This window comes from Rhodococcus sp. NPDC059179, assembly GCF_042754885.1.
GTDB lineage: Bacteria > Actinomycetota > Actinomycetes > Mycobacteriales > Mycobacteriaceae > Rhodococcus_G.
Window position 1 is genome coordinate 72,052 of sequence record NZ_JBHZBV010000001.1, and the last position, 21,906, is coordinate 93,957.

Annotated in this window: 15 protein-coding genes; 8 read left to right on the forward strand and 7 right to left on the reverse strand. The window is 69.6% G+C overall.

What is annotated here, in order from left to right:
- Positions 1 to 24 precede the first annotated feature (24 nt).
- From ACFXMV_RS00330 to ACFXMV_RS00340, 3 genes are read right to left on the reverse strand one after another with little or no spacing between them, the layout of a single operon-like run.
- Complete coding sequence (locus ACFXMV_RS00330; RefSeq protein ID WP_378502724.1) at positions 25 to 2,109, reverse strand: DNA/RNA non-specific endonuclease; 2,085 nt, start codon at positions 2,107 to 2,109, stop codon at positions 25 to 27.
- Positions 2,109 to 5,096 (reverse strand): CHAT domain-containing protein, encoded by a 2,988-nt coding sequence (locus ACFXMV_RS00335; RefSeq protein WP_378500060.1) that lies wholly within the window; start codon positions 5,094 to 5,096, stop codon positions 2,109 to 2,111. The genes ACFXMV_RS00330 and ACFXMV_RS00335 overlap by 1 nt, the downstream gene beginning before the upstream one ends.
- A gap of 12 nt (positions 5,097 to 5,108) precedes the next feature.
- Positions 5,109 to 6,512, reverse strand: coding sequence for a hypothetical protein (locus tag ACFXMV_RS00340; RefSeq protein ID WP_378502723.1), 1,404 nt, complete (start codon positions 6,510 to 6,512; stop codon positions 5,109 to 5,111).
- 151 nt (positions 6,513 to 6,663) lie between these two features.
- Here ACFXMV_RS00340 and ACFXMV_RS00345 point away from each other — a divergent pair, with 151 nt between their 5' ends.
- The 4 genes from ACFXMV_RS00345 (at position 6,664) to ACFXMV_RS00360 (ending at position 11,070) form a co-directional block, all read left to right on the forward strand.
- The gene (locus ACFXMV_RS00345; protein WP_378500058.1) at positions 6,664 to 7,005 is read left to right on the forward strand and encodes a hypothetical protein; all 342 of its coding nucleotides are present in this window, start codon (positions 6,664 to 6,666) and stop codon (positions 7,003 to 7,005) included.
- A gap of 122 nt (positions 7,006 to 7,127) precedes the next feature.
- Positions 7,128 to 7,331: a cold-shock protein gene (locus ACFXMV_RS00350; RefSeq protein ID WP_027502787.1), complete on the forward strand. Its 204-nt coding sequence runs from the start codon at positions 7,128 to 7,130 to the stop codon at positions 7,329 to 7,331.
- 249 nt (positions 7,332 to 7,580) lie between these two features.
- Entirely contained in the window at positions 7,581 to 9,311 is a 1,731-nt protein-coding gene (locus ACFXMV_RS00355) for an Ig-like domain repeat protein (RefSeq protein ID WP_378500057.1), read from the forward strand.
- A gap of 37 nt (positions 9,312 to 9,348) precedes the next feature.
- The gene (locus ACFXMV_RS00360) at positions 9,349 to 11,070 is read left to right on the forward strand and encodes an Ig-like domain-containing protein (RefSeq protein ID WP_378500056.1); all 1,722 of its coding nucleotides are present in this window, start codon (positions 9,349 to 9,351) and stop codon (positions 11,068 to 11,070) included.
- 232 nt (positions 11,071 to 11,302) lie between these two features.
- Here the strand turns inward: ACFXMV_RS00360 and ACFXMV_RS00365 are convergent, their stop codons facing one another.
- Complete coding sequence (locus ACFXMV_RS00365) at positions 11,303 to 12,328, reverse strand: beta-ketoacyl-ACP synthase III (RefSeq protein ID WP_378501670.1); 1,026 nt, start codon at positions 12,326 to 12,328, stop codon at positions 11,303 to 11,305.
- 150 nt (positions 12,329 to 12,478) lie between these two features.
- The gene (locus tag ACFXMV_RS00370; protein ID WP_378501669.1) at positions 12,479 to 13,462 is read right to left on the reverse strand and encodes an isopenicillin N synthase family dioxygenase; all 984 of its coding nucleotides are present in this window, start codon (positions 13,460 to 13,462) and stop codon (positions 12,479 to 12,481) included.
- Between the two features lie 145 nt (positions 13,463 to 13,607).
- On the opposite strand from ACFXMV_RS00370, the gene ACFXMV_RS00375 reads away from it, so the two are divergent.
- From ACFXMV_RS00375 to ACFXMV_RS00385, 3 genes are all read left to right on the forward strand, one after another.
- Positions 13,608 to 14,720: a DUF4185 domain-containing protein gene (locus tag ACFXMV_RS00375; RefSeq protein ID WP_378501668.1), complete on the forward strand. Its 1,113-nt coding sequence runs from the start codon at positions 13,608 to 13,610 to the stop codon at positions 14,718 to 14,720.
- A gap of 44 nt (positions 14,721 to 14,764) precedes the next feature.
- Positions 14,765 to 15,373: a class I SAM-dependent methyltransferase gene (locus ACFXMV_RS00380; protein ID WP_378502722.1), complete on the forward strand. Its 609-nt coding sequence runs from the start codon at positions 14,765 to 14,767 to the stop codon at positions 15,371 to 15,373.
- Between the two features lie 61 nt (positions 15,374 to 15,434).
- The gene (locus ACFXMV_RS00385) at positions 15,435 to 17,270 is read left to right on the forward strand and encodes an acyl-CoA dehydrogenase (RefSeq protein ID WP_378502209.1); all 1,836 of its coding nucleotides are present in this window, start codon (positions 15,435 to 15,437) and stop codon (positions 17,268 to 17,270) included.
- A 78-nt stretch (positions 17,271 to 17,348) separates the two neighbouring features.
- Here the strand turns inward: ACFXMV_RS00385 and ACFXMV_RS00390 are convergent, their stop codons facing one another.
- On the reverse strand, positions 17,349 to 18,221 hold the full coding sequence (locus ACFXMV_RS00390) for a TIGR03619 family F420-dependent LLM class oxidoreductase (protein WP_378499843.1): 873 nt from the start codon (positions 18,219 to 18,221) through the stop codon (positions 17,349 to 17,351).
- 112 nt (positions 18,222 to 18,333) lie between these two features.
- Between ACFXMV_RS00390 and ACFXMV_RS00395 the strand changes: the two genes are divergently transcribed.
- A complete protein-coding gene (locus tag ACFXMV_RS00395; RefSeq protein ID WP_378502721.1) occupies positions 18,334 to 19,551 on the forward strand; it encodes an oxygenase MpaB family protein in 1,218 nt (405 codons plus the stop codon).
- A 26-nt stretch (positions 19,552 to 19,577) separates the two neighbouring features.
- Here the strand turns inward: ACFXMV_RS00395 and ACFXMV_RS00400 are convergent, their stop codons facing one another.
- A complete protein-coding gene (locus tag ACFXMV_RS00400) occupies positions 19,578 to 21,584 on the reverse strand; it encodes a VanW family protein (RefSeq protein WP_378502720.1) in 2,007 nt (668 codons plus the stop codon).
- Positions 21,585 to 21,906: the final 322 nt, after the last annotated feature.

Sequence of the window (21,906 nt, forward strand, 5' to 3'; positions counted from 1 at the left end):
GAACTCCTTTGTGGGCGTTGACCTTCAGAGAATGATGTCCTGTGGGCGGATCAGTTCGCGGGGCAGCGCGCTGGCCTCGATCCGCTCGAGCGGATCGGCCACGATGTAGTCGTCCAGACCCAGCCCGGTCAACGCGGCGATCCGCCGGACCGGGACCTGGAAGGCGCGATACGCGCCGAAGGAGAACGACTCCTCCCCCTCGGAGAACTCCTCGAGCAGCGCGGCCTGGCTGAGCAGATACCCGGTGACGGACAGCTCACCGTTCTGCGTGACCATCGCGACCGTCTTCCAGAACTGCCTCGGCAGCGACACCCCGCGGTACTGGGGGTCGCCCGCCGCGAGCACCGGCCCCGTGACGACGCTGACCGCGATGTCGGCGTTGTCGGTGTTCTTCAGGATGTAATCCTCCAGCCCCAGCCAGAGCGTGCTGCCCGCGTTGAAATCGTGGTGCTGCGGAGCACAATTGGTGAAGTGGAAGGTGTCGTCGTTCGCCGCCTTCGCCGCCGGACCCCAGGCCGGGTCCAGCCTGCGCACCAGGTGTCCGCGGTCGAGATCGTTGTCCTCGTACACCTTCTCGCCGGTCTGCTGATCCACCGGAAGCCGGGGATCGGTGATCCAGCGGTCGTCCTCGCGCGGCGGCTTCTGGGACTGTGTGCCGTCGATGTTCACCGCGGCGAACAGCGCGAGTGCCCGCGTCCGGTGCATGACGACGCTGAAGTGGTGGTAGCGCAGCTCCGGCGAGGCCTCCGCCGCCAGCGGCCCGCCGGTAGTGGGCAGCGGCAGTGGCACGCGCAGGAAGCCGGGGTTGTAGCCGTCGCGGTTGCGGTAGTCGGGGTCGATGGAGATCGCTTCCGGCTGGGACCCGCCGGATTCCGGCGGCGAGCCGCCAACAATCGACGGCGGCAGGACGCCCCCGGAGGAGCGCACACGGAGGGTGATCTCCAGCGGAATCTGCACGGTCACTTCACCTTCGCGGGCCGCCACCCCCGGCCGCGCGGTGTCGGGCTGCGGCCGATCCTCCGCCGCCGCCCGCAACTCCACCCGTTCCGCGGTGAAGATCTGGTCCGCGAGGGTTCGCCACCCGGGCGGCAGGTCCTGCCCGCGGAGGTGCTGAAGGATCCGGCTGATCCGCACCCCCTCGTTCAGGATCCCGCCGAACTCGGTGTGTGCGGGCGCCCGCACGCTCGCGTGATGCAGCGCGACCACCTCCCACTGGTCGTTGAACACCGGGGATCCGGACGACCCCGGCTCGGTGTCCGCCGAGTAGTGCAGGAAACGCTCCGGAATGTCGACGATCCGGTTCTCGCGCAACGCGATCTGCTTCTTGGCGCCCCGGGGATGCTGGACGATCGTGACGAAGTCGCCGATGATCGCCTTGCCCTCCGCCTCGATCAACCGGTTGAAGCCGAACGGGGCGAGCCGGTCGGCCTGGCCGCGAACCGCGACGAGCGCGAAGTCGCGTTCCCGGTCGGCGATGAAGAAGCCGTCCGGATCGAGCGGGAACTCCTGTTTCGTCAGTTCCCTGCCGTCCACGCCGTCCTGATAGTTGAACTGGATCACGCTGTTGCGCGCCGCGTCCCCGCTCGGCAGGACGTGATGATTGGTCAGCATCAGCGTCGGCGAGACGAGTGACCCGGTGCCGTAGCCCTGGTCGATCCCGCGCCCGTCGCGGATCACCACCCGGCAGATGGAGCGCGCCGCCGCCACCCCGGCGTCGAGATACCGAACGCCAACGAAATCCGCTGTGTTGATGATCTTTTCGAGCACGACCTCGGTACTGCCGTCGACGTCGACGACGTCGCTGATCCGGTTCAGCGCCTCCTCGACCACGATCTCCGGTGGCTCCCCTGGCGGCGTCGCGGACGGCTCCTCACCGGCGTAGTAGCGGCTCAGCCGATCCAACCGCTTCGCGATCCGTTCCGGGGTGTCCGCCGCGGCGATCCCGCCTGGCGTCGAGAGCACGCTCACGTGCTCACCCCGTTGTGGCGCCCTTTCCCGCGCGCGCTGCGCGGCGGCGTCACTCTGTCGCTGCCGTTCCGCTTCGAAGGTCCCGGCGGGCCCGTCGCCCGCGCTGGTCTCCTTGGCTGGCCGAGGGGTAACGATCGTCATCACAAGTCCTTTCGGCGCACACCCCGCTCGAACTGCTCCACCCCGTTCCTGATCACCTTGCGAACGGACTCGCCCGCCACGAGTTCGTCGAGTATCGGCACCGCCAACTCCGGACGGATCGAGGTCTCGGCCAGGAGTTGGCCGAGCTCGAGTGCGTCGGATCCCAACGTGCCGACGATGACGTTTCGACGGACGCGCTCGAGCGCCGCGTCGACGGCCAACCGTCGAGCGGGTCCGCCGCCCTCGACGGGCAGCGGCGACGCGGTGTCGACGAGCAGTCCTCGGACGTCCTTCGCGCTCAGGTCACGGTCGGTGGCCCAGACCAACATCGCGGCGACCGCGACGTACAGGGCCGCGAAGGTGGTGCCCTCCATCTCCGGTTCGTCGACGATCTCGTCGCAGGACGTGCCCGCGATCGTCCTCGGCGCGTAGAGGTCCGGCTTGCCCACGTCGGGGAAGAACGGGGTCTCGTGGGTGAGCGAGCCGTCGTCCTCGATCGCACCGACCGCGAGCACGTCGTCGCACCACGCCGGATACGTCGACTCGTCCGAATGGTCCCCCGAGGCGATGATCAGCCGTCCGTCGGCCGCCAGGGCGGCCATGATCTCGTTCTCGGCATTCGAGGGCACCGTCTTCCCGTAGTCGATGACGAGGAGGTCGGCGCCCGCCCGGCCCGCCTCGTTCATCCAGCGGCACACCTCGCTGTCCGGCGGTGCCCCGCCGGAGAAGGTCAACTCGAGGGGAAGCAGTTCGGCCATCGCCGATTCGTCGTCCCCCGGCTCGCCCACGACGACCCGACCGGGCACCGTGTGGTCGATCGCGCACTGGGTGACGGCGTCCGCTATCTCGTGGCGGCGGCCGGCGGTGAACGGTCCCGCGACCGCGATCCGCAGGGATCGCCTGGCCGGCACCGGGATCGGCGAGTCGCCGCCGGCCGCGACGGCTTCGGATTCGAGTTCGGGTTCGGCCCCGAAGAAGTCGGCTGAGGTCGTGGCGGGCGTCGTCTTCGCGCCCGGCTCGACGCCGAGTTGTTTGACCAGGCTTGGCAGGTTCTCCGGGTCGAAGTCCCCGTCCTGAGCGGCGAGATCGGCCAGTTGCTCCCATAGTTCCAGGTGACGCAGGCCGCCGTAGAGCCTGGACAGCTCCTTCTCCGGGTAGCGCGTGAGGGCCGGGAGGTTTCGCCGAATCCATTGCCACACCTCGGGCCAGGAGAGCGGATCGAGCCGGATCGTGCGTACCTCCGAGGGCAGCAGCGCGCTCGTCAGTTCGTCGAGGTCCCTGGTGCTGGCCACGGCCAGCCGGGCGCGTCCGCGACGTTCGGTCAGGGTGGCGAGCGCCCTGAGAAGAGCCTTGGCGCCGGGCTCCTCGCCGAGGAGCAGGTCGCCGTCGTCGATGACGATCGCGAGCGGGACGTTAGCGAGATCACCGAGCAACCGCTCCCACCAGTCGTCGGACCTGAACTTCCCCGCCCGCGACGCCGTAACCCCCTTGGCCTGAATCAGTTCGGCGACCAGACCGGCGAGCTTGCGTACCGGGTCCCGCTCCGGGTTCTGGTCCTGATCCGCGAGCAGGCGTCGGGCGCTGATGAACAGGTAGGCGATGCCAGGGTCGAGTTCCTCCAGCACCCGATCGAGAAGCGCGGTCTTGCCGGTCGCGGGCATCCCGATCACGTACAGCAGGCGCGCCGAGGTGTGCCCGGACAGCACGTCCACGGACTCGCGCAGCTCCGCCAGCCGGGAGATGAAACGGAGTTCGCCCTGGCGGACGCCCAGTCGCAGCCCGGTGGGGCGTGGCACGGCGGCGGGCAGCGACTTCGCATCGGGGTCGACGACCGGACCCGGTTCGCTGCCGCCGACGAAGAGGCAGGGCACCGCCCAGTTGAGCAGCGCCCCGCCGCTGTACTCGTCGCCCTTGATCGCGAGCCGGGCCAGCCGCAGCGCCTCGGCCACGGGGTGTCCGGCGGTCAGCGCCTGGTAGAAGAACCGGGTGAACAACCGCTCGGTGCCGAAGGGCAGGACCGCCTGCATTCCGATCACCATCGGGCACGCGTCGCGCACGCAGTAGTCCGCGGACGACAGCGGCCCCGGCCAGACCGGGGCGTCGGCCTGCTCCGCCGGTGCACGCGCCGTTTCGCATCCCGCGAACACGGCCAGGCGCAGGTCGGGAAGCTGCTGGAGCAGCATCGCGAACTCCTGACTCGGCAGCAGCATGCCGCGACCGTTGCGCCGTTCCAGCTTGAGCCCGTTGGGGTTGGCGTGGCCGAGGTAGTGGAACAGATGAAAACCGCTCCGCTGCATGCCCATCCGTGAACGGAGACGTTCCACTGACGGACGGTCCTCGACCACGACGCGGAGCAGGCCGCGCTCGACCATCGGCCGGAGTTCGGCGAGCAGGCTGCGCTTTTCCGCGTAGAGATCAAAGGGCGCCTCGTCGCTGCGGCGCTCCGCCCAGAGCGGGCTCGACATGACCAGCAACATGTTGAGCGGCGGCTCGATAGGGGCCTGCCTGATCGGGTAGGTGCGCGACCGGCCCGAGCGCACGATGTGGACGTCGCGCGACATGGCGAGGAATCGGTTCGGCTGCTGCGGGTCCAACAGCAACTCCCATGGCCACGCGCACACGAGCTGCGGCGCCGCGAGCACCCTGACGAGCAGCTGGGCGCCCGAGGTGCCCGCGGTGCCCCGGGTCTGCTGGAGCAGGGTGACGATCTCGGGCACCCCGAACACCAGGTCCGTCAGCACCCGCCCCACCTCGACGGCGGAAACGCCCGCATCCGTGCGCGCGTGCCGGACCGCGTCGGTCAACCAGTCGGCGGGTGCGCCCACCGGCTTCCCCGACACCGTCTCGGGAAGCGTCCATTCCGGCAGCGGGCGTCGGACCGCGAACACGGACCCCAGCCGCGACTGCGCCGAGAGCCAGACATGGTCGCCCGCCTGGAGAACGCTGATCTCCAGCTCCTCGAAGGCGCGGTCCGGCGATGCTCTCATCGGTCCCGGCTCCTACCGGTTCGCCGCCCGGGCCAGGTCGCCGAGGTCGACGACGCTCGCCACGTCGGTCACCGCGTGCACCCCCGGCGCGCGCACCGTCACCCGGTAGTCCTGCGGCGCCAGTCCCTCGAGCGTGGCCCGGTGCCAGCCGTCGCCCGAGGGGGAGAGCGTCCGCTCGAGGCCTTCTCCGCCCGCCACCGGCTGCACCGTCGCGACGAGCGCTGCATCCGGAGCGTCGGTTCGCGCGTTGATCACCAGCGGTTCCTCGGTGGTGACGTCGTCGACGTCGAGCGACACCGATTCGTTCTCTGCGGGGAAGACGTCGGGCGGCTCCAGATCGGGCGTGCGCAGCGTGCCGCCGACGTGATCGAGGACGGGGTCGTCGTTCTGCAGCGAGGCGTGCTTTTGGCTGAAGAAGGCGGCGTTGCGCCATCCGTCCATCAGCTCGTGCGGGGTGGCCGACAGCGTCGGCACGGTGCCGTCTCCCCCGCGCTCGCCCGGCGCGCGTTTGGTCAGCGTCTCGATCTTGTCCCCCACCAACCGCGCCGCCCACAGGGTGTCCTGGAAGTCGCCGATGACCGGCCGGATGCCGTATCCCTCGTCACCGGCCTGGCGTCGCTGATCGACCTGGGCGCGGAGCTGCCTGTGCAGGTCGACGGCGGCCCGCATTCGGTCGACGTCCAGCCCGGTGCCCGCCCAGGCATCGTCGGCAAGATCGTCGAGGCCCAGCCAGGAGTCGCCGGGTCCCTCGAGGCACCGGTACGACGGCAGCAGCTGGTATGCGGAGGTGAACGACCGGATCAGGGCCGTCAGGTCGAGGCTGAACGGGCCCCAACCCTTACGGAAGCCGTTGACGAGGAAGTCGAGCGCGTTGACAGAACCCGAGTACGGGGTACCGAAGGTGATGAGCGTGCGGGTCTCACGCCAGCCGCCGAGCAGTTCCAGGTAGAGACGGGCGACGATCCCGCCCATCGAGTGACACACCAGGACGAGCTTGGCTTCGGCGTTTCCGGACTTCTCCCGCCACAGCCGCAGCCACCCGTCCGCCGACCGCTGCAGCTTGCGGGCCGCGACGCGGTTGTCGCGACGCCAATCGTAGGGAAGCTCGAAGTAGTTCTCGCCCGGCACCACCCCGACCCGATCGATGAGGGCGCGGCGGAACTTCGTGTAACCGTCGATCTTCCAGTCCAGCCCCGGGACCAGGTGGAAGTCCGGCACCAGCCGGGTGGCGACCACGCCGTCGCCGAGGTCGTCGACGTCCGCATCGTCCCCGTCGAGCTGCAGCCGCTTGATGCTGTCGCCCAGCGACAGCACCCCTCGCAACGCGGTCCCCAGCGACGGCGCCCACAGATCCTTGCCGTCGCGGGCGAGGACGGAACCACCGATGCCCGGCAGCAACACGACTACATCTCTCATGGCGTTCTCCGGCGTGGAACGACCCTGGATCACGCGGGCCCACCACTCAGTCTCCCGACGCGGGACCGAGATCACACGAGTACCCGACTACTCGATTCGGCGATCTTCCCGGTGGGTTGCGCCCGGCCCGAGAACGCGGTCGAATTGAACCGTGGACCCCGAAGAGCGCTTCACCGCGCTGGTCGACGAGTTCGCCGGCCTCGCGGGCGTGACGGTGCCCGAACAGTGCACCCGGCGGGGTTTCGGATCGGGCGCACTCAAGGTCAACGGCTCGATCTTCGCCATGCTCACCGGCGGTCGGCTCGTCGTGAAGCTGCCCCGGGTCCGGGTCGAGGCCCTGGTCGGGAGCGGTATGGGCGGGACATTCGACGCAGGCAAGGGCAGGCCGATGAAGGAATGGCTGACGGTCACCGCCGACGACGATCGGACGTGGCTCTCGCTGGCCCGGGAGGCACTGGAGTTCGTGGGGAGCAGGCGCCCGGTGCCCCATTAGGAGCGCCCAGAACCCCACAAAGTACAGCCCACTGTGGACGCAGCGGCATCGAGGTGGCATCCTTACGCTGAGACCAGGGTTCTCGACCTGAGGATCCGGCTCGCAGTAACAGGAGTAATAACGTGGCACAGGGCACCGTGAAGTGGTTCAACGGCGAAAAGGGTTTCGGCTTCATCGAGCAGGACGGTGACGGACCCGACGTGTTCGTTCACTACTCCGAGATCCAGGGCAGCGGCTTCAAGTCCCTCGACGAGGGCCAGCGCGTGGAGTTCGAGATCGGCCAGGGCCAGAAGGGCCCGCAGGCCACCGGCGTTCGCACCGTCTAAAGCGACTTAGTCTCCGGGCACGCGCCGCACGGCGCGACCCGACAGACCCTGAAGGGCGTCCCCGATTACGGGGGCGCCCTTTTGTGTGTCCGGGTCGCAGAAATCGGCCTGGCCAGTGCAGACCCCACGCCCAAAGGCAGTGAACAAGCGTCCAGTAATTTGATTCATTCTCGTAACGTTAGTCGCTAAGCCGTGGTCTACTTCTCGGAACTTTGACCTCTTCACCCTCTCCGAAAGACCCGGTCACCCATGCCTAGATCCATCCTGCGCCGCTCGGTGGCGCCCGTCGGCGTCCTCGCCCTGACCGCCGGACTCGCCCTCATCGGCGGACCCGCGCACGCAGGCACCGTCAACTTCCAGACCGCCTGCCAGGCCACGCCGTCCAAGTTCGCCGGCCCGCAGCACCAGACGGCCGCGGCTTCCGCCACCGTCACCGCGCCCGCGACCGTCGCGCCAGGCGAGACGTTCACCTACCGGATCCAGCCCGGCCCCGGCTCCTACCCGGATTCCCAGTCGGGCGGCACCACCGCAGGACTGTCACGGCTGAAGTTCGACTTCGAGATCCCCGCGAACTCGACCTACGTCTCCGCCGCGGTCGTCGCGGGCACCGGAGCGAACCTCGGGGGCATCGCTCCCAACGTGCTGCGGGTCGGCACCGCGGGCAGCGTCGACGCGAACGGTCCGATCCTGCGCCTGTCCGGCAACAACGAGGTGATCGGCAACAGCCCGACCAGCAGCGGCGGCAGCGAGGGCGGCACAACCGCCCCCAAGTTGAAGAAGAACCTGGACGGCACCACCAACACGGGCGGCAACAGCGTCTTCCAGCTGCCCGCCGTCGACGTCACCGTGGTCGCCGGCTCCGCGGGCACCATCACCCCGAAGCTGCGGGTGAGCGGTGGCGCCGCGAGCTACAACAGCGACGAGAACTACAGCACCTCCCTCGCCAAGGCCAGCGCCCCGGTCGTCGGCACCGTGTGGGCGCCCACCCGCTGCGTGCCCAAGGACAGCAGCGGCGGAGCACTCAACGCAGGCGGCGGCCCGCTGGCCACCGTCAACGTCGTCGCGCCCGCCGTGGCCACCGCCACCACCCTGACCGCACCCGCCGCCGCGACCACCGGCACAGCCGTCGAGCTGTCCGCCTCGGTGGCCCCTGCCCCGACCGGCGGCACCGTCCAGTTCAAGGACGGCGACACCAACATCGGCGCACCGGTCGCCCTCGCGGGCGGCACCGCCATCCGCAGCCACACCTTCGCGACCGCGGGCGCCCACTCCATCACCGCGGTCTACAGCGGCGCGACCGGCTTCGCCGGCTCCACCTCCGCGGCCACGTCGGTCGACGTCCAGGGCCCGGCCCCCGTCGACGTCGCCACCGCCATCACGCTGACCGTTCCGGCCACCGCAACCACCGGTTCCGCGGTCGGCCTGTCCGCAACCGTCGCGCCCGCCCCCTCCGGCGGAACCGTGCAGTTCAAGGCGGACAACACCCCGATCGGCGCCCCGGTCGATGTCGTCGGCGGCGTGGCCACGCTGGCACACACCTTCTCCGCCACCGGGCACCACAACATCAGCGCGTCCTACTCCGGCAGCGCCGGATTCCTGAGCTCGCAGTCGGCCTCGCAGACCATCGAACTGGGCGCCCCGGCGCCGACCGACATCGCCACGGTGACCAAGGTGACCGCGCTCGACACCGCCACGCTCAACCAGACGGTTGACCTGTCCGCGACGGTCACCCCGTCCCCGGCAGGCGGCACCGTCCAGTTCATGGACGGCACCACCACGATCGGCGCGCCGGTGACGGTGGTCAACGGGACCGCGATCCTGCCGCACACCTTCACGACGGCGGGCGAGCACAGCATCACCGCCGTGTACAGCGGGGCCCCCGGCTTCGTCTCCTCCACGTCCGCCCCGCTCGCGGTGACGGCCTCGGCCGCCGGGAACCCCGGAGGCGCCGGCTCCGCCGGTAGCCCGTTCGGTTCCTGATCCCGCCCCTCAGCCCCACCCCTCAGGAGTTGTTTTGATGTACCCCACCCCCCTGCGCCGCGGCGCGGCGGCCCTCGCGGCCGTCGGATTGACCGCGGGCGCACTGCTATTGGCGGCACCCGTCTCCGCGGCACCCACCACCACCGGCTTCGACGCCGCGTGCTGGGGCAAGTTCAAGAGCCTGCTGGACAACACCCACAAGTCCATCGGCACCGGCGTCACCGTCGAGGCGCCCGCCAGCGTCGTCACCGGCGAGACCTTCACGTACCGGCTGCAGCCGGCGACGATGACACTGCCGCGCAACGGAGAGAACCTCCGCATCCGCTCGAGCGTGTCCCGGATCAAGTTCGACTACGAGATCCCCGCCGGGTTCGTCTCGGCCACCGTGGTTTCCGGAACCGGAGTTGGCCTCAGCGGCGCGGCGCCGACGGTCACCCGGGTCGCGGAGAACGGCAGCCCGTCGGCGACCGGCACGATCCTGCGCCTGTCCGGCAACAACGAGACCGTCGGCAACGGCCCATCGACCAACGACGGCGCCGAGGGCGGCATCGTCGTGAATGCCGCCGGCTCCGGCGACACCTCGTACCAACTGCCTGCGATCGAGGTGACCGCCGTGGCAGGCCCCGCCGGATCCGTGGTCACCCCGAAGGTTCGCACCACAGGGACGGCAGCGAACTACAAGGCCGACGAGAACTTCTTCACGTCCCTGGTCCGCGAGAAGGACCCGGTGTTCTCGGTGTCCTACTGGTCCGCCACCCGGTGCGTGCCGAAGAACGGCACCGACCCCGGCAGCGCCGTCCCGCTCAACGCAGGCGGCGGCCCGCTGGCCACGATCAACGTGACCGCGCCGCCGAACGCGACGACCAGCACGGCCGTCGCCGCGCCCGCCACCGCGAACACCGGTGCGCCCGTTGATCTCACGGCCACCGTCAGCCCGGCTCCCACCGGCGGCACCGTCCAGTTCAAGGACGGCGACGACAACATCGGCGGGCCGGTCACGCTCAGCGGCGCCACCGCCACCCTGAGCCACACCTTCGCCTCAGCGGGCGCGCACGCCATCACCGCGGTCTACAGCGGCGTACCGGGCTTCGCGCCCTCGACCTCGGCGCCGCATGCGGTCGAGGTCAGCGTGGCCACCGTCGACACCACCACGGTGCTGACCACGCCCAGCCACGCGAAGACCGGGGTGTCCGTCGGCCTCGCCGCGACGGTCGCGCCCGCGCCGAACGGCGGCACGGTGCAGTTCATGGACGGCGGCGCCCCGATCGGCGCACCGGTGACCGTCGCGGGTGGTGTCGCCACCTTGGCGCACACCTTCGACTCCGCGGGCAGCCACTCGATCACCGCGTCCTTCAGCGGCGCGCCGGGTTCCGCCCCCTCGACGGCAGCGGCCAAGACCGTCACGGTCACCGTTCCGGCGCCGAACGAGGCGACCACCACCACCACGCTGAACGCCCCGACCCCGGCCACCCAGAACCAGGCCGTGGCGCTCACCGCCACCGTCGCGCCCAGCCAGGCAGGCGGCACCGTGCAGTTCTTCGACGGGCTCACCGCGGTCGGCGCCCCGGTGCCGGTGGCGAACGGCACGGCGACGCTGTCGCACGCGTTCGGCTCGGTCGGCGCGCACGGCATCACCGCTGTCTACAGCGGCGCGCCCGGCTTCCTGAGCTCCACCTCCGACGCGCATGTGGTCAACGTGACCGCCGTCGGCACCCCCGGCGGGGGTAGCGGTTCGGCGGGCAGCATCTTCGGCTCCTGACCCCACCGCACGACCAACGGCGGGTGCGTCACTCCGGTGACGCACCCGCTGTTTCGTCTGGGTTCACGGGCTCCCCGCCCGCCGAGCGTGCAGTTGCCGTCGCAAACGTCGAGTGGGCGGCGGAGTTTGTGCACAGTCGACCGACTGACCCAGGACATGACGAAGGGGCACCCTCGCGCGAATCACGCGGGGATGCCCCTTCGGCCGGATGCGGGACGCGCCCCGCGCCCGGTCAGCTCTCTGCCAGCACCGGCATCTTGACGACCTGGCCCGCGTAGGACAGGCCTGCACCGAATCCGAGCAGCAGCGCGGTCGCGCCGGGCTGGACCTGGCCGGTGCGCAGCATCTTCTCCATGGCGAGCGGGATCGACGCCGCCGACGTGTTGCCGGTCTCGATGATGTCGTCGGCGACCGGGACGCCCTCGGGCAGGTCGATCGACCGGACGATGACGTCGTTGATGCGCAGGTTCGCCTGGTGCGGCACGAACGCGTCGAGCTGGTCGATCCGCACGCCTGCCCGGTCAAGGACCGTCTTGGCGATCTTGCCCATCTCGAAGGCAGCCCATCGGAAGACGGCGGTACCCTCCATGATGATCCAGGGCCGCTTCTGCGCCGGGTTCTGCGCAAAGTCGACCCAGTCCGGCTCCTGACGGATCGAGCGTCCCTGCGCGCCGTCCGAGCCCCACACCGTCGAGCTGATGCCGACCTCGTCGGACACGCCGATGACCACGGCGCCCGCGCCGTCGCCGAAGATGGCCCGCACGGACCGGTCGGTGGGCTCGGTCGAGTCGGTCATGCGGTCCACGCCGACCACGAGCACCTTGTTCGCGGTGCCGGCCCTGACCAGGTCCGAGGCCACCCCGACGGCGTAGCAGAAGCCCGCGCAACCCGCGGCGACGTCGAAGGCCGCCGGCCCGCCCGCGCCCAGCATGTCAGCGAGGATCGCGGCGCCCTGCGGCGTCTGGATGGGGTACGTGGACGTCGCCAGGATGACCACGTCCAGCTCCGCGGGCTCCACGCCCGACGCCGCCAGCGCGGCGCGCGCCGCGGACACCGACATATCGAGTACGGACTCCTCCGGGTGGGCCTTGGCGAATCGCCGCTCCTTGATACCCGTACGCGACTGGATCCACTCGTCGGTCGAGTCGATCGACTGGCAGATCTCCTCGTTCGTCACCACCCGCTCCGGCCGGTGCACACCGAGCCCCAGCATGGCGGTGTTGCGGATCTCGGTGGAGTTCGCGATCACTGCACCCATGGTCTATCTCCTCTAGTTCAAGTTTCGCTTCGGATGCTCTCGGGCGAAACCCACGAACTCTCCTCACTCGACACCGTAGCGCGCGGACAAACTGGACGGTGATCCAGTCCACAAGGGTGATGTAGTACACAACGACACACCGGCGGCCGGTCAGCTGCTATACCGCCAGCGCGCCGCGACGTCCGGGTGCGCCCGCACCCGGCTCTTCCACGCGTTCGCGCCGTAGGTGTCGAAGATGGGGTTGCCCGGGTCGGCGCTGACCCCGCGCGCCCGGGCGGCCAGATCCGCGGGCAGCGTCAGCACCGGCACCACCGCATCCAGCGCCGGGTTGAAGAAGTACGGCACCGAGATCCGGTCCGGCGAGCCCGGCGGCGCGAGCACCCGATGCCTGGTCGCGCGCAGGTATCCGGCCGTGGCCACCTCGAGCAGCTCGCCGATGTTGACGATGAACGCGCCCGGCAGCGGCAGCGCGTCGATCCAGCCGCCGCCGAGCCCCTCCACCTGCAACCCGCGCGACCCGGGCTCGACCAGCAGCAGGGTCAGCACGCCCGCGTCCTTGTGCGCGCCGACGCCCTGATCGCTCCCCGGCTCCGTTCCGTCCCCGACGCGACGGCCGGGGTAACGCACCACCTTGATCAGGGTCGCCGGGTCCGTCGCGAACGCCGGATCGAACACGTCGGCCCGCGCCCCCAGCGAGACGGCCCACTCACGCAGCAGTTCGAGACCCAGCCGCGACAGTTCGGCGTCCCAGCGGATGATCGTCTCTCGCAGTTCGGGCAGTGCCCGCGGCCAGCGGTTCGGCCCCTGCAGGTTCCAATAGCCGGCGGCGTCGGGGATCGCCTCGCGCTCGGGCCCGATGTCGATCTGTTCCCGCCAGTCGGTTCGCCCCTCGGTGAGCTCACCGCCGAGCCGGGTGTAGCCCCGGAAATGCGGGCTGCCGAGCATCTCGATCGACATCTTCTCCTCGACCGGCAACGCGAAGAACCTCCGGGCGACATCGAGGACCTCGTCGATCAGCACCCTCGGCACCCCGTGCCCGGTCAGGTAGAAGAAACCGACCTCGTGCGTCGCCCTGCGCAACCCCAGCCGCCCCCTGGCGCTGTTCAGTTCGCCGAAATCGACCACCGGCAACATGAATACAGCGTATCCCCGTGAATCCCTGCAATCCGGTCATGCCCTTACTACGATCGACAACGGCGTGTGCTTCGTGGCTCGCGCCTCAGGTAGGCCCGTTTCATGGTCCAACAGTCGCGGTAAACGTCGATGGGGTGGTGTGATCGTGGGAGCTTCCAAGAGAATCGTTCAGGCGTCTGCAATCGGGGCGGCGGCACTGCTCCTGCTCGCCGGTCCCGCTGCGGCAGATCCGAACACCGTGAACCCGATTCCGGGACTCAACGGGACAAACGGATTGCCCGTCCTGAACGGACGAACCTCGGCCGTCGCGCAGGCGACCGGGCTCCTCAGCCCGAATCGAACCCAGGACGCCAATGTCCTCGGCACCGACCTCGGCATCATGTGGGACAACGGCAACGGCGAGATCCTCACCGCCTTCGGCGATTCGGCCGGACTCGGCATCCCCAACCTGCTCAACGGCAGCCTCTGGTCCTGGCGGAGCAGCACCCTGTTCCGCAGCGCGGATCGAAATCTCGCCGACGGCATGACCTTTGACAGCTCACCGCGCGACTTCCTCGGCCAGGCCAAGGAACTGATCCCCAGCCCGAAGATCCCGTTCGTGGAGATCAGCCGCATCCCCACCGCGGGCGTGGCGGTGGACGGCGTGCAGTACATGTCGTTGATGTCGGTGAAGAACTGGGGCGAGCCGGGCAAGTGGGACACCAACTTCTCCGAGCTCGCCGTCTCCACCGACAATGGGGAGAACTGGACCGTCGCCCCCGAGACGAACCGCCCCGCCACCGCGGGCAACCGGAACTTCCAGATGAGCGCCTTCGTGAAGGACGGCGGCTTCGTCTACCAGTACGGCACCCCGCCGGGCCGCGGCGGACTCGTCCACCTGGCCCGGGTGCCGGAGAGGCAGATCCGCGACCTCGGCGCCTACGAGTACTGGAACGGCCACGAATGGAAGAGGGGCGACCCGAACGTGGCCGCACCCATCGTGTTCGGTGGCGTCGCCGAGCTGTCGGTGCAGTACAACCAGTTCCTCGGCCAGTACCTGATGCTCACCACCGACAACTTCAACTCGGTCGTGATGCGGCGCTCGCCGTCGCCCACCGGCCCCTGGGGCCCGCCCGAGGTGCTGCTCGAAGCCCGCGAGCTGCCCACCGCCTACGGCGCGTACATCCACCCCTGGTCCGCCGGACCCGACCTGTACTTCCTCACCACCGTGCATTCCAACTACAACGTGCTGTTGATGCGCACCACGCTCCATCGCTGATGTCCACCGCCGCCGGTCACACTCCGACGGATAGCGTCACAGCAATGGACGCACACGACTGGGACGTCAAGTACGCGGGCACCGAGCTGGTGTGGGGTGCGCCCGCCAACGCCGTGGTGATGGAGTTCGCGACCTCGCTCCCCGCCGGCCGGGCCCTTGACCTCGCATGCGGAGAGGGCCGAAATGCGTTGTGGCTGGCCACCCGTGGCTGGCAGGTCACCGCGGTGGACTTCTCCTCGGTGGCGCTCGAGAAGGCGGCGAGGGCCGCCGCCCCGCTGCCGCGGTCGGTCCGCGAACGACTCCGGTGGGGGCGGGGCGATGTGACGGAGATCGAATTCCCGCAGGATTATGACCTGGTTCTCGTCGTTTACCTGCATCTTTCCCGGAACGAGCGGCCGAAACTGCTGCGCCGGGCCGCGGCCGCGCTCCGGCCCGGCGGCACGCTGCTGATCCTCGGACACGACGCAACCAACGTCGCCGAGGGCGTCGGCGGGCCACAGGATATCGAGATCCTCTACACCCCAACAGAGTTGGTCGATGAGCTCGGCGACACGGTGATCCCGACCGTCGCGGAGAGGCGACACCGACACACCGAGGCGGGCACCGCGATCGACGCCCTGGTGGTCGGAATGCGGCCCCCTCTTGGCAGCTAACTGAATCCCGAGTAACATCGGCTAAGTTACCGACGAGTAGCTAACGGGAGAGTAAGAAGACATGGGCCATTACAAGAGCAACGTCCGTGACCTGGAGTTCAACCTCTTCGAGGTACTCGGTCTGGAGAAGCCGCTGAGCGAGGGCGCCTGGGGCGACCTGGACGCGGACACGATCCGCACCATGCTCGCCGAGGTCGCCAAGCTGGCCGAGGGCCCGCTGGGCGAGTCCTTCGCCGACGCGGACCGCAACCCGCCCGTCTTCGATCCCGAGACCCACACGCTGGCGCTCCCCGACTCCTTCAAGGCGTCCTTCAAGGCCATGTACGACGGCGAGTGGTACCGGATGGGCCTGCAGGAGGAGATCGGCGGCGTCCCCGCGCCCCGCGTCCTCGTCTGGTCCATCGCCGAGATGCTGCTCGGCGCGCAGCCTGCCGCCTTCATGTACGCCGCGGGCCCGTCCTTCGCGGGCGTGCTGTTCGAGAACGGCACCGACGAGCAGAAGAAGTGGGCCGAGGTCTGCGTCGAGCGCGGCTGGGGCGCCACCATGGTGCTCACCGAGCCGGATGCCGGCTCCGACGTCGGCGCAGGCCGCACCAAGGCGATCAAGCAGGACGACGGCACCTGGCACATCGAGGGCGTCAAGCGGTTCATCACGTCCGCCGTCTCCGACGACCTGTTCGAGAACACCTTCCACCTGGTCCTGGCCCGCCCCGAGGGCGCAGGACCGGGCACCAAGGGCCTGAGCCTGTTCTTCGTGCCGAACACCCACTTCGACTTCGAGACGAACGAGATGGGCGAGCGCAACGGCGTCTTCGTCACCGGCGTCGAGCACAAGATGGGCCTCAAGGCCTCCGCCACCTGTGAGCTCACCTTCGGCGGCCACGGCATCCCCGCGAAGGGCTGGCTGGTCGGCGAGGTGCACAACGGCATCGCGCAGATGTTCGACGTCATCGAGCACGCCCGCATGATGGTCGGCACCAAGGCGATCTCCACCCTCTCGACCGGCTACCTCAACGCGCTGGCCTATGCCAAGGAGCGCGTCCAGGGTGCCGACCTGACCCAGATGACCGACAAGGCGGCGCCCCGCGTCACCATCACCCACCACCCGGACGTCCGTCGCGCCCTCGCGATGCAGAAGGCGTACGCGGAGGGCCTGCGCTCGGTGTACCTCTACACCGCCGCACACCAGGACGAGGTGACCGCCAAGCTGGTCTCCGGCGCCGACAAGGACGTGGCGTTCCGCGTCAACGACCTGCTGCTCCCGATCGTCAAGGGCGTCGGTTCCGAGCGGGCTTACCAGTACCTGACGGACAGCCTCCAGACCCTCGGCGGCTCGGGCTTCCTGCAGGACTACCCGATCGAGCAGTACATCCGCGACGCGAAGATCGACTCGCTGTACGAGGGCACCACCGCGATCCAGGCGCAGGACTTCTTCTTCCGCAAGATCGCCCGCGACCGTGGCGTCGCGCTGGCCCACGTGGCCGGCGAGGTCAAGAAGTTCCTCGAGCGTGAGGACGCGGACAACCGCCTCAAGTCGGAGCGCGCGCTGCTCGCCACCGCACTCGAGGACGTCCAGACGATGGCCGCGACCCTGACCGGGTTCCTGATGGGCGCGCAGGAGCAGACCACCGAGCTGTACAAGGTCGGCCTCAGCTCCGTGCGGTTCCTGATGTCGGTCGGCGACCTGCTCATCGGCTGGCGCCTGCTGGAGCAGGCCGAGATCGCCATCAAGGCGCTCGATGCCGGTGCCGCCGACAAGGACAAGGCGTTCTACGAGGGCAAGATCGCCACCGCGTCCTTCTTCGCGAAGAACGTGCTGCCCGAGCTGACCGCGAGCCGCGGCATCATCGCGAACACCGACAACGACATCATGGAGCTCGACGAAGCCGCGTTCTAAGCGCTTCGGGTAGCAACCCAGAGACCACAACGGCACTGCCGCGCACCGACCCTTCGGTGCGCGGCAGTGCCGTTTCCGTCACGTCCGGCGCACGTCGATGTGTATGTGCTGCGCCGCGAACTCCCGCACCGCGTCCTGCTTCGCCTCGAGCGGGCAGTCCATCGGCAGGCGGCGCATCGCCCAGGGCATCACGCTCACGTCGGTGACCCCCACCGCGGCCAACTCCGTGTAGTCGTGGGTCGCGACACCGGACGCCTGGATCTCGAAGGGCCGGTCGTCGGTGCCGTACTCGGCGCGCAGTTCGCCCAATCGCGTGATCGTCTTGACGAGTTCGTCGAAGGCCATCAGCGCGGACGTCCAGCCGTCGCCGACGCGGGCTGCCCGCGATAGTGCCGCGTTGGTGTGACCGCCGACGTAGATCGGGACCCGACGGGTGGGTGCGGGGCTGATCTGCAGTCGGTCGAAGTCGAAGAACTCGCCGTGATATTCGACCATCCCGCCGGCGAGCACCGCCGTGATGACGTCGATCATCTCGTCGACGCGGGCGCCGCGACGCCGGTACGGCACGCCGCACCATTCGAATTCCTCCGGCGCCCATCCGACGCCGACGCCGAGTTCGAAGCGGCCCCCGGTGAGGTTCGCGACCGACCCGATCTGCCGGGCCAGCAGCAACGGGTTGCGGGAGCCCAGTTTGAGCACGTTGGTGCGGAACGCGATGGTCTCGGTCACCGCACCCATCGCCGCGGCCGCGATGAGCGGATCGACGAAAGGCGACTCCTCGTTCCACATCCGCGCTCCGTCGGCGGTGTACGGGTAGTCGACGGCCGCCTTCTCCATGAAGAACAGCGAGTCCGGCAGGTTGACGGCGGCGAAGCCGCACTGCTCAGCGGTCTGCGCCAGCGGCAGCAGCTGATCCAGAGGGACCATGGCAACGGCTAGGGAGAACTTCATGAGGGCAGCCTGATCGCTCGGCCTCGCCAGGTCGGCGCCCGTCCCACCCACCGGAAGGCGTCACTCGTGCAGCCATTGACAACAGGCGTTGTCATCCTGCATGTTTAGCCTTGTGACGAACACTCGATCGGCCGTCCCGGAACGGTTCATGCGGGATCCGATCTCCGCGGGCCGGGTGGCGGCACCCCTGCGACTGTTCCTCGGCGCGGCGCCGGATCCCACCTACGAGGAGCGGGACCGACTCGGCCGGGCGCTGATGGAGCGCGACGAGCCGGGCGACGCGCTCGTCCGGGCGGTCCGCGAGGACCACGCCGTGTCCATGCCGATGTTCCGCGAGGCCCTCGAACGCGGCATCGACTCGATGCCCGATGCACCGGAACCGTTGCGGGAGTTCTTCGCGACGCTGTCCCGGACCCCCGACTGGCTGGACGAGCAGAAGCTGGCGCACGGGGCGCGGGTGCTGCGGCGCGCGGGACTGGACGCGTCGCTGGTCCTGGGCTACGGCTCACTGCTGGGCGGCTACAACAACTCGGGGCCGCTTCCGGTCCTGATGGCGTCGGGCAAACTCACCGGCGAACAGGCGCTCCGACGAGTGTCCGAGACCAGCGTGTGGTGGCGCGCCGTCACCGCACCGGGTGGGCTCGATCGGGGCGGTGAGGGCTGGAAACTCACCGTGCACGTGCGAGCGATGCACGCGTTCCTCAACTACCAGCACGAACAAGACCCGGCCTGGCGCAGCGACCGACTCGGCCTGCCGATCAACCAGTTCGACCAGGCGGGCACCCTCGGGCTGTTCTCGACCACCTTCCTGATCCACACCCGCGTGCTCGGCGTCCGGTACTCCGAGCGGGACGCCGACGCCGCCATGCACCTGTGGTGCTACGTCGGCTGGCTGATGGGCGTGGACGAGCGTTGGCTGCCGTTCACGGAGGCCGCGGGCCGGCGGATGATCTATCACATCGGGACCGCGTCACCGGCCGCGGACGCGAACAGCCTCGCCCTCGCGAAGTCACTGATCGACTCACCGAAGCTGATCCGCCACAAGAACTTCCAGCGGATCCGCCGCACCTATGACTACGAGCGCGGACTGAGCCTGGCCACCACGCTGCTCGGCCCCGCGGGGGTGATCGCGCTCGGGGTGCCGATGCGGCCGCCCTGGTACCCGCTGTGGCGGATGGTCGCGAACACGGTCAAGCACCGCGGCATCTCGCGACTGCCCGGCGGGCAGCGGTGGGTCGACGCCCGCGCCGATCGACAGTTGGAGGACGCGCACCGCCGACTACTCGGCGGCGAGCGCCCGCCGATCGGACGGATCACCCATTCGGAGTGAGCCGACGGCGGTGGACGCCTGGTCCGCTATTCACACTTGACGATGGGCACCGGGTCGTACTTGACCGTCCGGGTCTTGCGCGAGATCTCCTGCCCCGTGACGTGATCGGTGATCACCCTGGTGTCGCTGGTGGTGAAGCCCTTCGCGCCGCTGGAGGCGATACAGCCCTCCCCCTTGGGCAGGGTCACCGTGTTCGGGTCGGTGGGGGCGTACCGCTCCCCCGGGATCGATTCCACGTCCACGGTCTTGGTGCCCCACAGCCGCACCGTCACGTCGGAGCCGGTCCCGACGGCCTGGATCAGCACGCCGGTCGGCGAGGTGTTCGTGAACTCCAGATCGATGGCGCCCTCGAACACGGTCGCCTCCCTGGCCGCGGGGTACCGGGAGATGTAGTAGCTGTGCTCGGTGTGGCCCGCATCTTCCATGCCCGCGAAGTACGAGGCGTTGTAGAGCGTCGTGGCGAGCTGGCTGATGCCGCCGCCGACGGCCTTCGCGGGACGGCCGTTGTTGATCACGCCGGACTCGACGTATCCCTCCGCCGACCCACGCGGGCCGGTGTGTCCGTTGAGGGAGAACGTCTCCCCCGGCTTGACCAGCGCACCGTTGATCTCGCTCGCCGCCAGACGGATGTTGACCCCGGACGCGTACTCGAAACCGCCGCTGGTGAACTCGCCGATGACCTCGCGGATCCCGAGCTTGTCCGCGGCCGCCGTGGTGAGCGCGGGCGGTTTCTGTTCGTAGACCGCCGCCGTGGTGCGCGGGCCCGTCTCCGCCAGCAGCGCGGGCAACTGCTCGAGGGTCTTGCGCCACTCGATCACGTCGCCGGTCACCGCGGGCACCACGGTCGGGGCGCCGCCGGCCAAGCTGAACGACGCGTCCTTGGGCTGAACCTCGGTGCCGACGAGTTGCGGCGCCAGCAGCCCGATCGCCGCGTCGACGTTGTAGTGGGGAGCGAGTCCGCCATTCCCGTCGGGGGCGAAGGTGAGCACGCCGCCCACCTGCTCCCGGCGCAGCACAGCTGACTTACCGTCCCGGCCGGTCACCACGAGATCCGTCGCCACCGCAGGCGTCGCGACCTCGGACATCGCCCGGTCCACGCCGTCCTGGCCGACGGAGACGGCCACGACGCTCACCGGCAGCTCAACACCGTCGATATTCGCCCAGTTCTCGGCGAAGGCGGTCTCCGCGGCCGGTCCGTCGAGAGTCTGGCCCTGCCGGGGGGTGACCGCGATCGGCGTCGCCCCCTCGAACACCACATTGCCCTCGAGCGGCGCGCGGTCGGTCTGCATCCGGAGCCCGTCGATCGCCTCGGTCAGCTTCACCGGATCGGCGGTGGAGACGACACCGATCTCACGCTCGGAGAACAGCGAGGCCACCCTGGTGATCGGGTTCAGCGGTTGCGACCCGGCCCGGTCCAGCGTGGCGGACCAGTCGACGGCGACGCCCGCCTCGCTCGGCACGATCTCGGCCTGCACCTCGCCCGCCCGCACCGCGACGGGCCGCTCGGCCCGTGGCCCGATCTGCGCTCGCAGCTTCGCCTCCGCGTCGGTGGTGCTCAGCCCGCCGATGTCGACGCCTGCGACCGTGACTCCGCGCGGGACCGAATCGCCTGCCAGAACGTAGTCCGCCCCGTACGCTACGAGCCCGGCCGCGGCCAGCGCCGCGGCACCGATCGCGATCTTGACGAGCGGGGATCGGCCCGGCGATCCGGGCTGCGGCGACACGGGCGCTGTCGGCGGCGAGGGTGGCGTCGGCGGCGAGGGTGGCGGTGACGCGGGCGGCGGTGACGCGGGACCGGACGGCGGGACGGGCGGGGTCGGGGGCGTGGCGGCCCCGTCTACCTGGGCCTGAGCTGGGCGCTCGATTCGCGTGGTCGGTGCGTCGGATTCCGCATCCTGGTCGTGGACTACGCGGACCGTCTGGGCACCATCGGCGTCGCCGACGGCATGGCCGGGCACCTGCCCGCCCTCTTCGGTCGGGGGTACGTCATGCCCGTTCGCATGCCTACCGATCCCGCCGTTACCGTCCGTCACCCTGGCCCCTCCTACCGAATTGCCGCTGGGCCAACCGCCTGGTCTCCGGGGTTCAGCCTAACGCGGCCCTCGTGGGGGTGCCGATTCGTAGTCCCTGCCTGCTAGGACTGCAGTCGCGTTTCCGACTCGGCGGAACGATCGGTGTGCAGGTGTGCGGCCACCGCGTGGTAGCGCCAATACCAATCGTCTTCATCCCGAACGGGCGGCCGGACAACGGGAGGTCCGACCGGTTCGCGCGTTTCCGCATCATCGCCGCGAATGGGGAACGCGAGCACCGTGCCCGGCCGAGTGCGGGGACTTACCTGACACCGACGCGCCGCGT

Excerpts from the sequence above, each read along its gene's own strand:
- ACFXMV_RS00355 (WP_378500057.1), top strand. The coding sequence starts at position 7,581 with ATGCCTAGATCCATCCTGCGCCGCTCGGTGGCGCCCGTCGGCGTCCTC.
- ACFXMV_RS00335 (WP_378500060.1), bottom strand. The coding sequence starts at position 5,096 with ATGAGAGCATCGCCGGACCGCGCCTTCGAGGAGCTGGAGATCAGCGTT.
- ACFXMV_RS00390 (WP_378499843.1), bottom strand. The coding sequence starts at position 18,221 with ATGAAGTTCTCCCTAGCCGTTGCCATGGTCCCTCTGGATCAGCTGCTG.
- ACFXMV_RS00365 (WP_378501670.1), bottom strand. The coding sequence starts at position 12,328 with ATGGGTGCAGTGATCGCGAACTCCACCGAGATCCGCAACACCGCCATG.
- ACFXMV_RS00340 (WP_378502723.1), bottom strand. The coding sequence starts at position 6,512 with ATGAGAGATGTAGTCGTGTTGCTGCCGGGCATCGGTGGTTCCGTCCTC.
- ACFXMV_RS00330 (WP_378502724.1), bottom strand. The coding sequence starts at position 2,109 with ATGACGATCGTTACCCCTCGGCCAGCCAAGGAGACCAGCGCGGGCGAC.
- ACFXMV_RS00380 (WP_378502722.1), top strand. The coding sequence starts at position 14,765 with ATGGACGCACACGACTGGGACGTCAAGTACGCGGGCACCGAGCTGGTG.
- ACFXMV_RS00360 (WP_378500056.1), top strand. The coding sequence starts at position 9,349 with ATGTACCCCACCCCCCTGCGCCGCGGCGCGGCGGCCCTCGCGGCCGTC.
- ACFXMV_RS00385 (WP_378502209.1), top strand. The coding sequence starts at position 15,435 with ATGGGCCATTACAAGAGCAACGTCCGTGACCTGGAGTTCAACCTCTTC.
- ACFXMV_RS00370 (WP_378501669.1), bottom strand. The coding sequence starts at position 13,462 with ATGTTGCCGGTGGTCGATTTCGGCGAACTGAACAGCGCCAGGGGGCGG.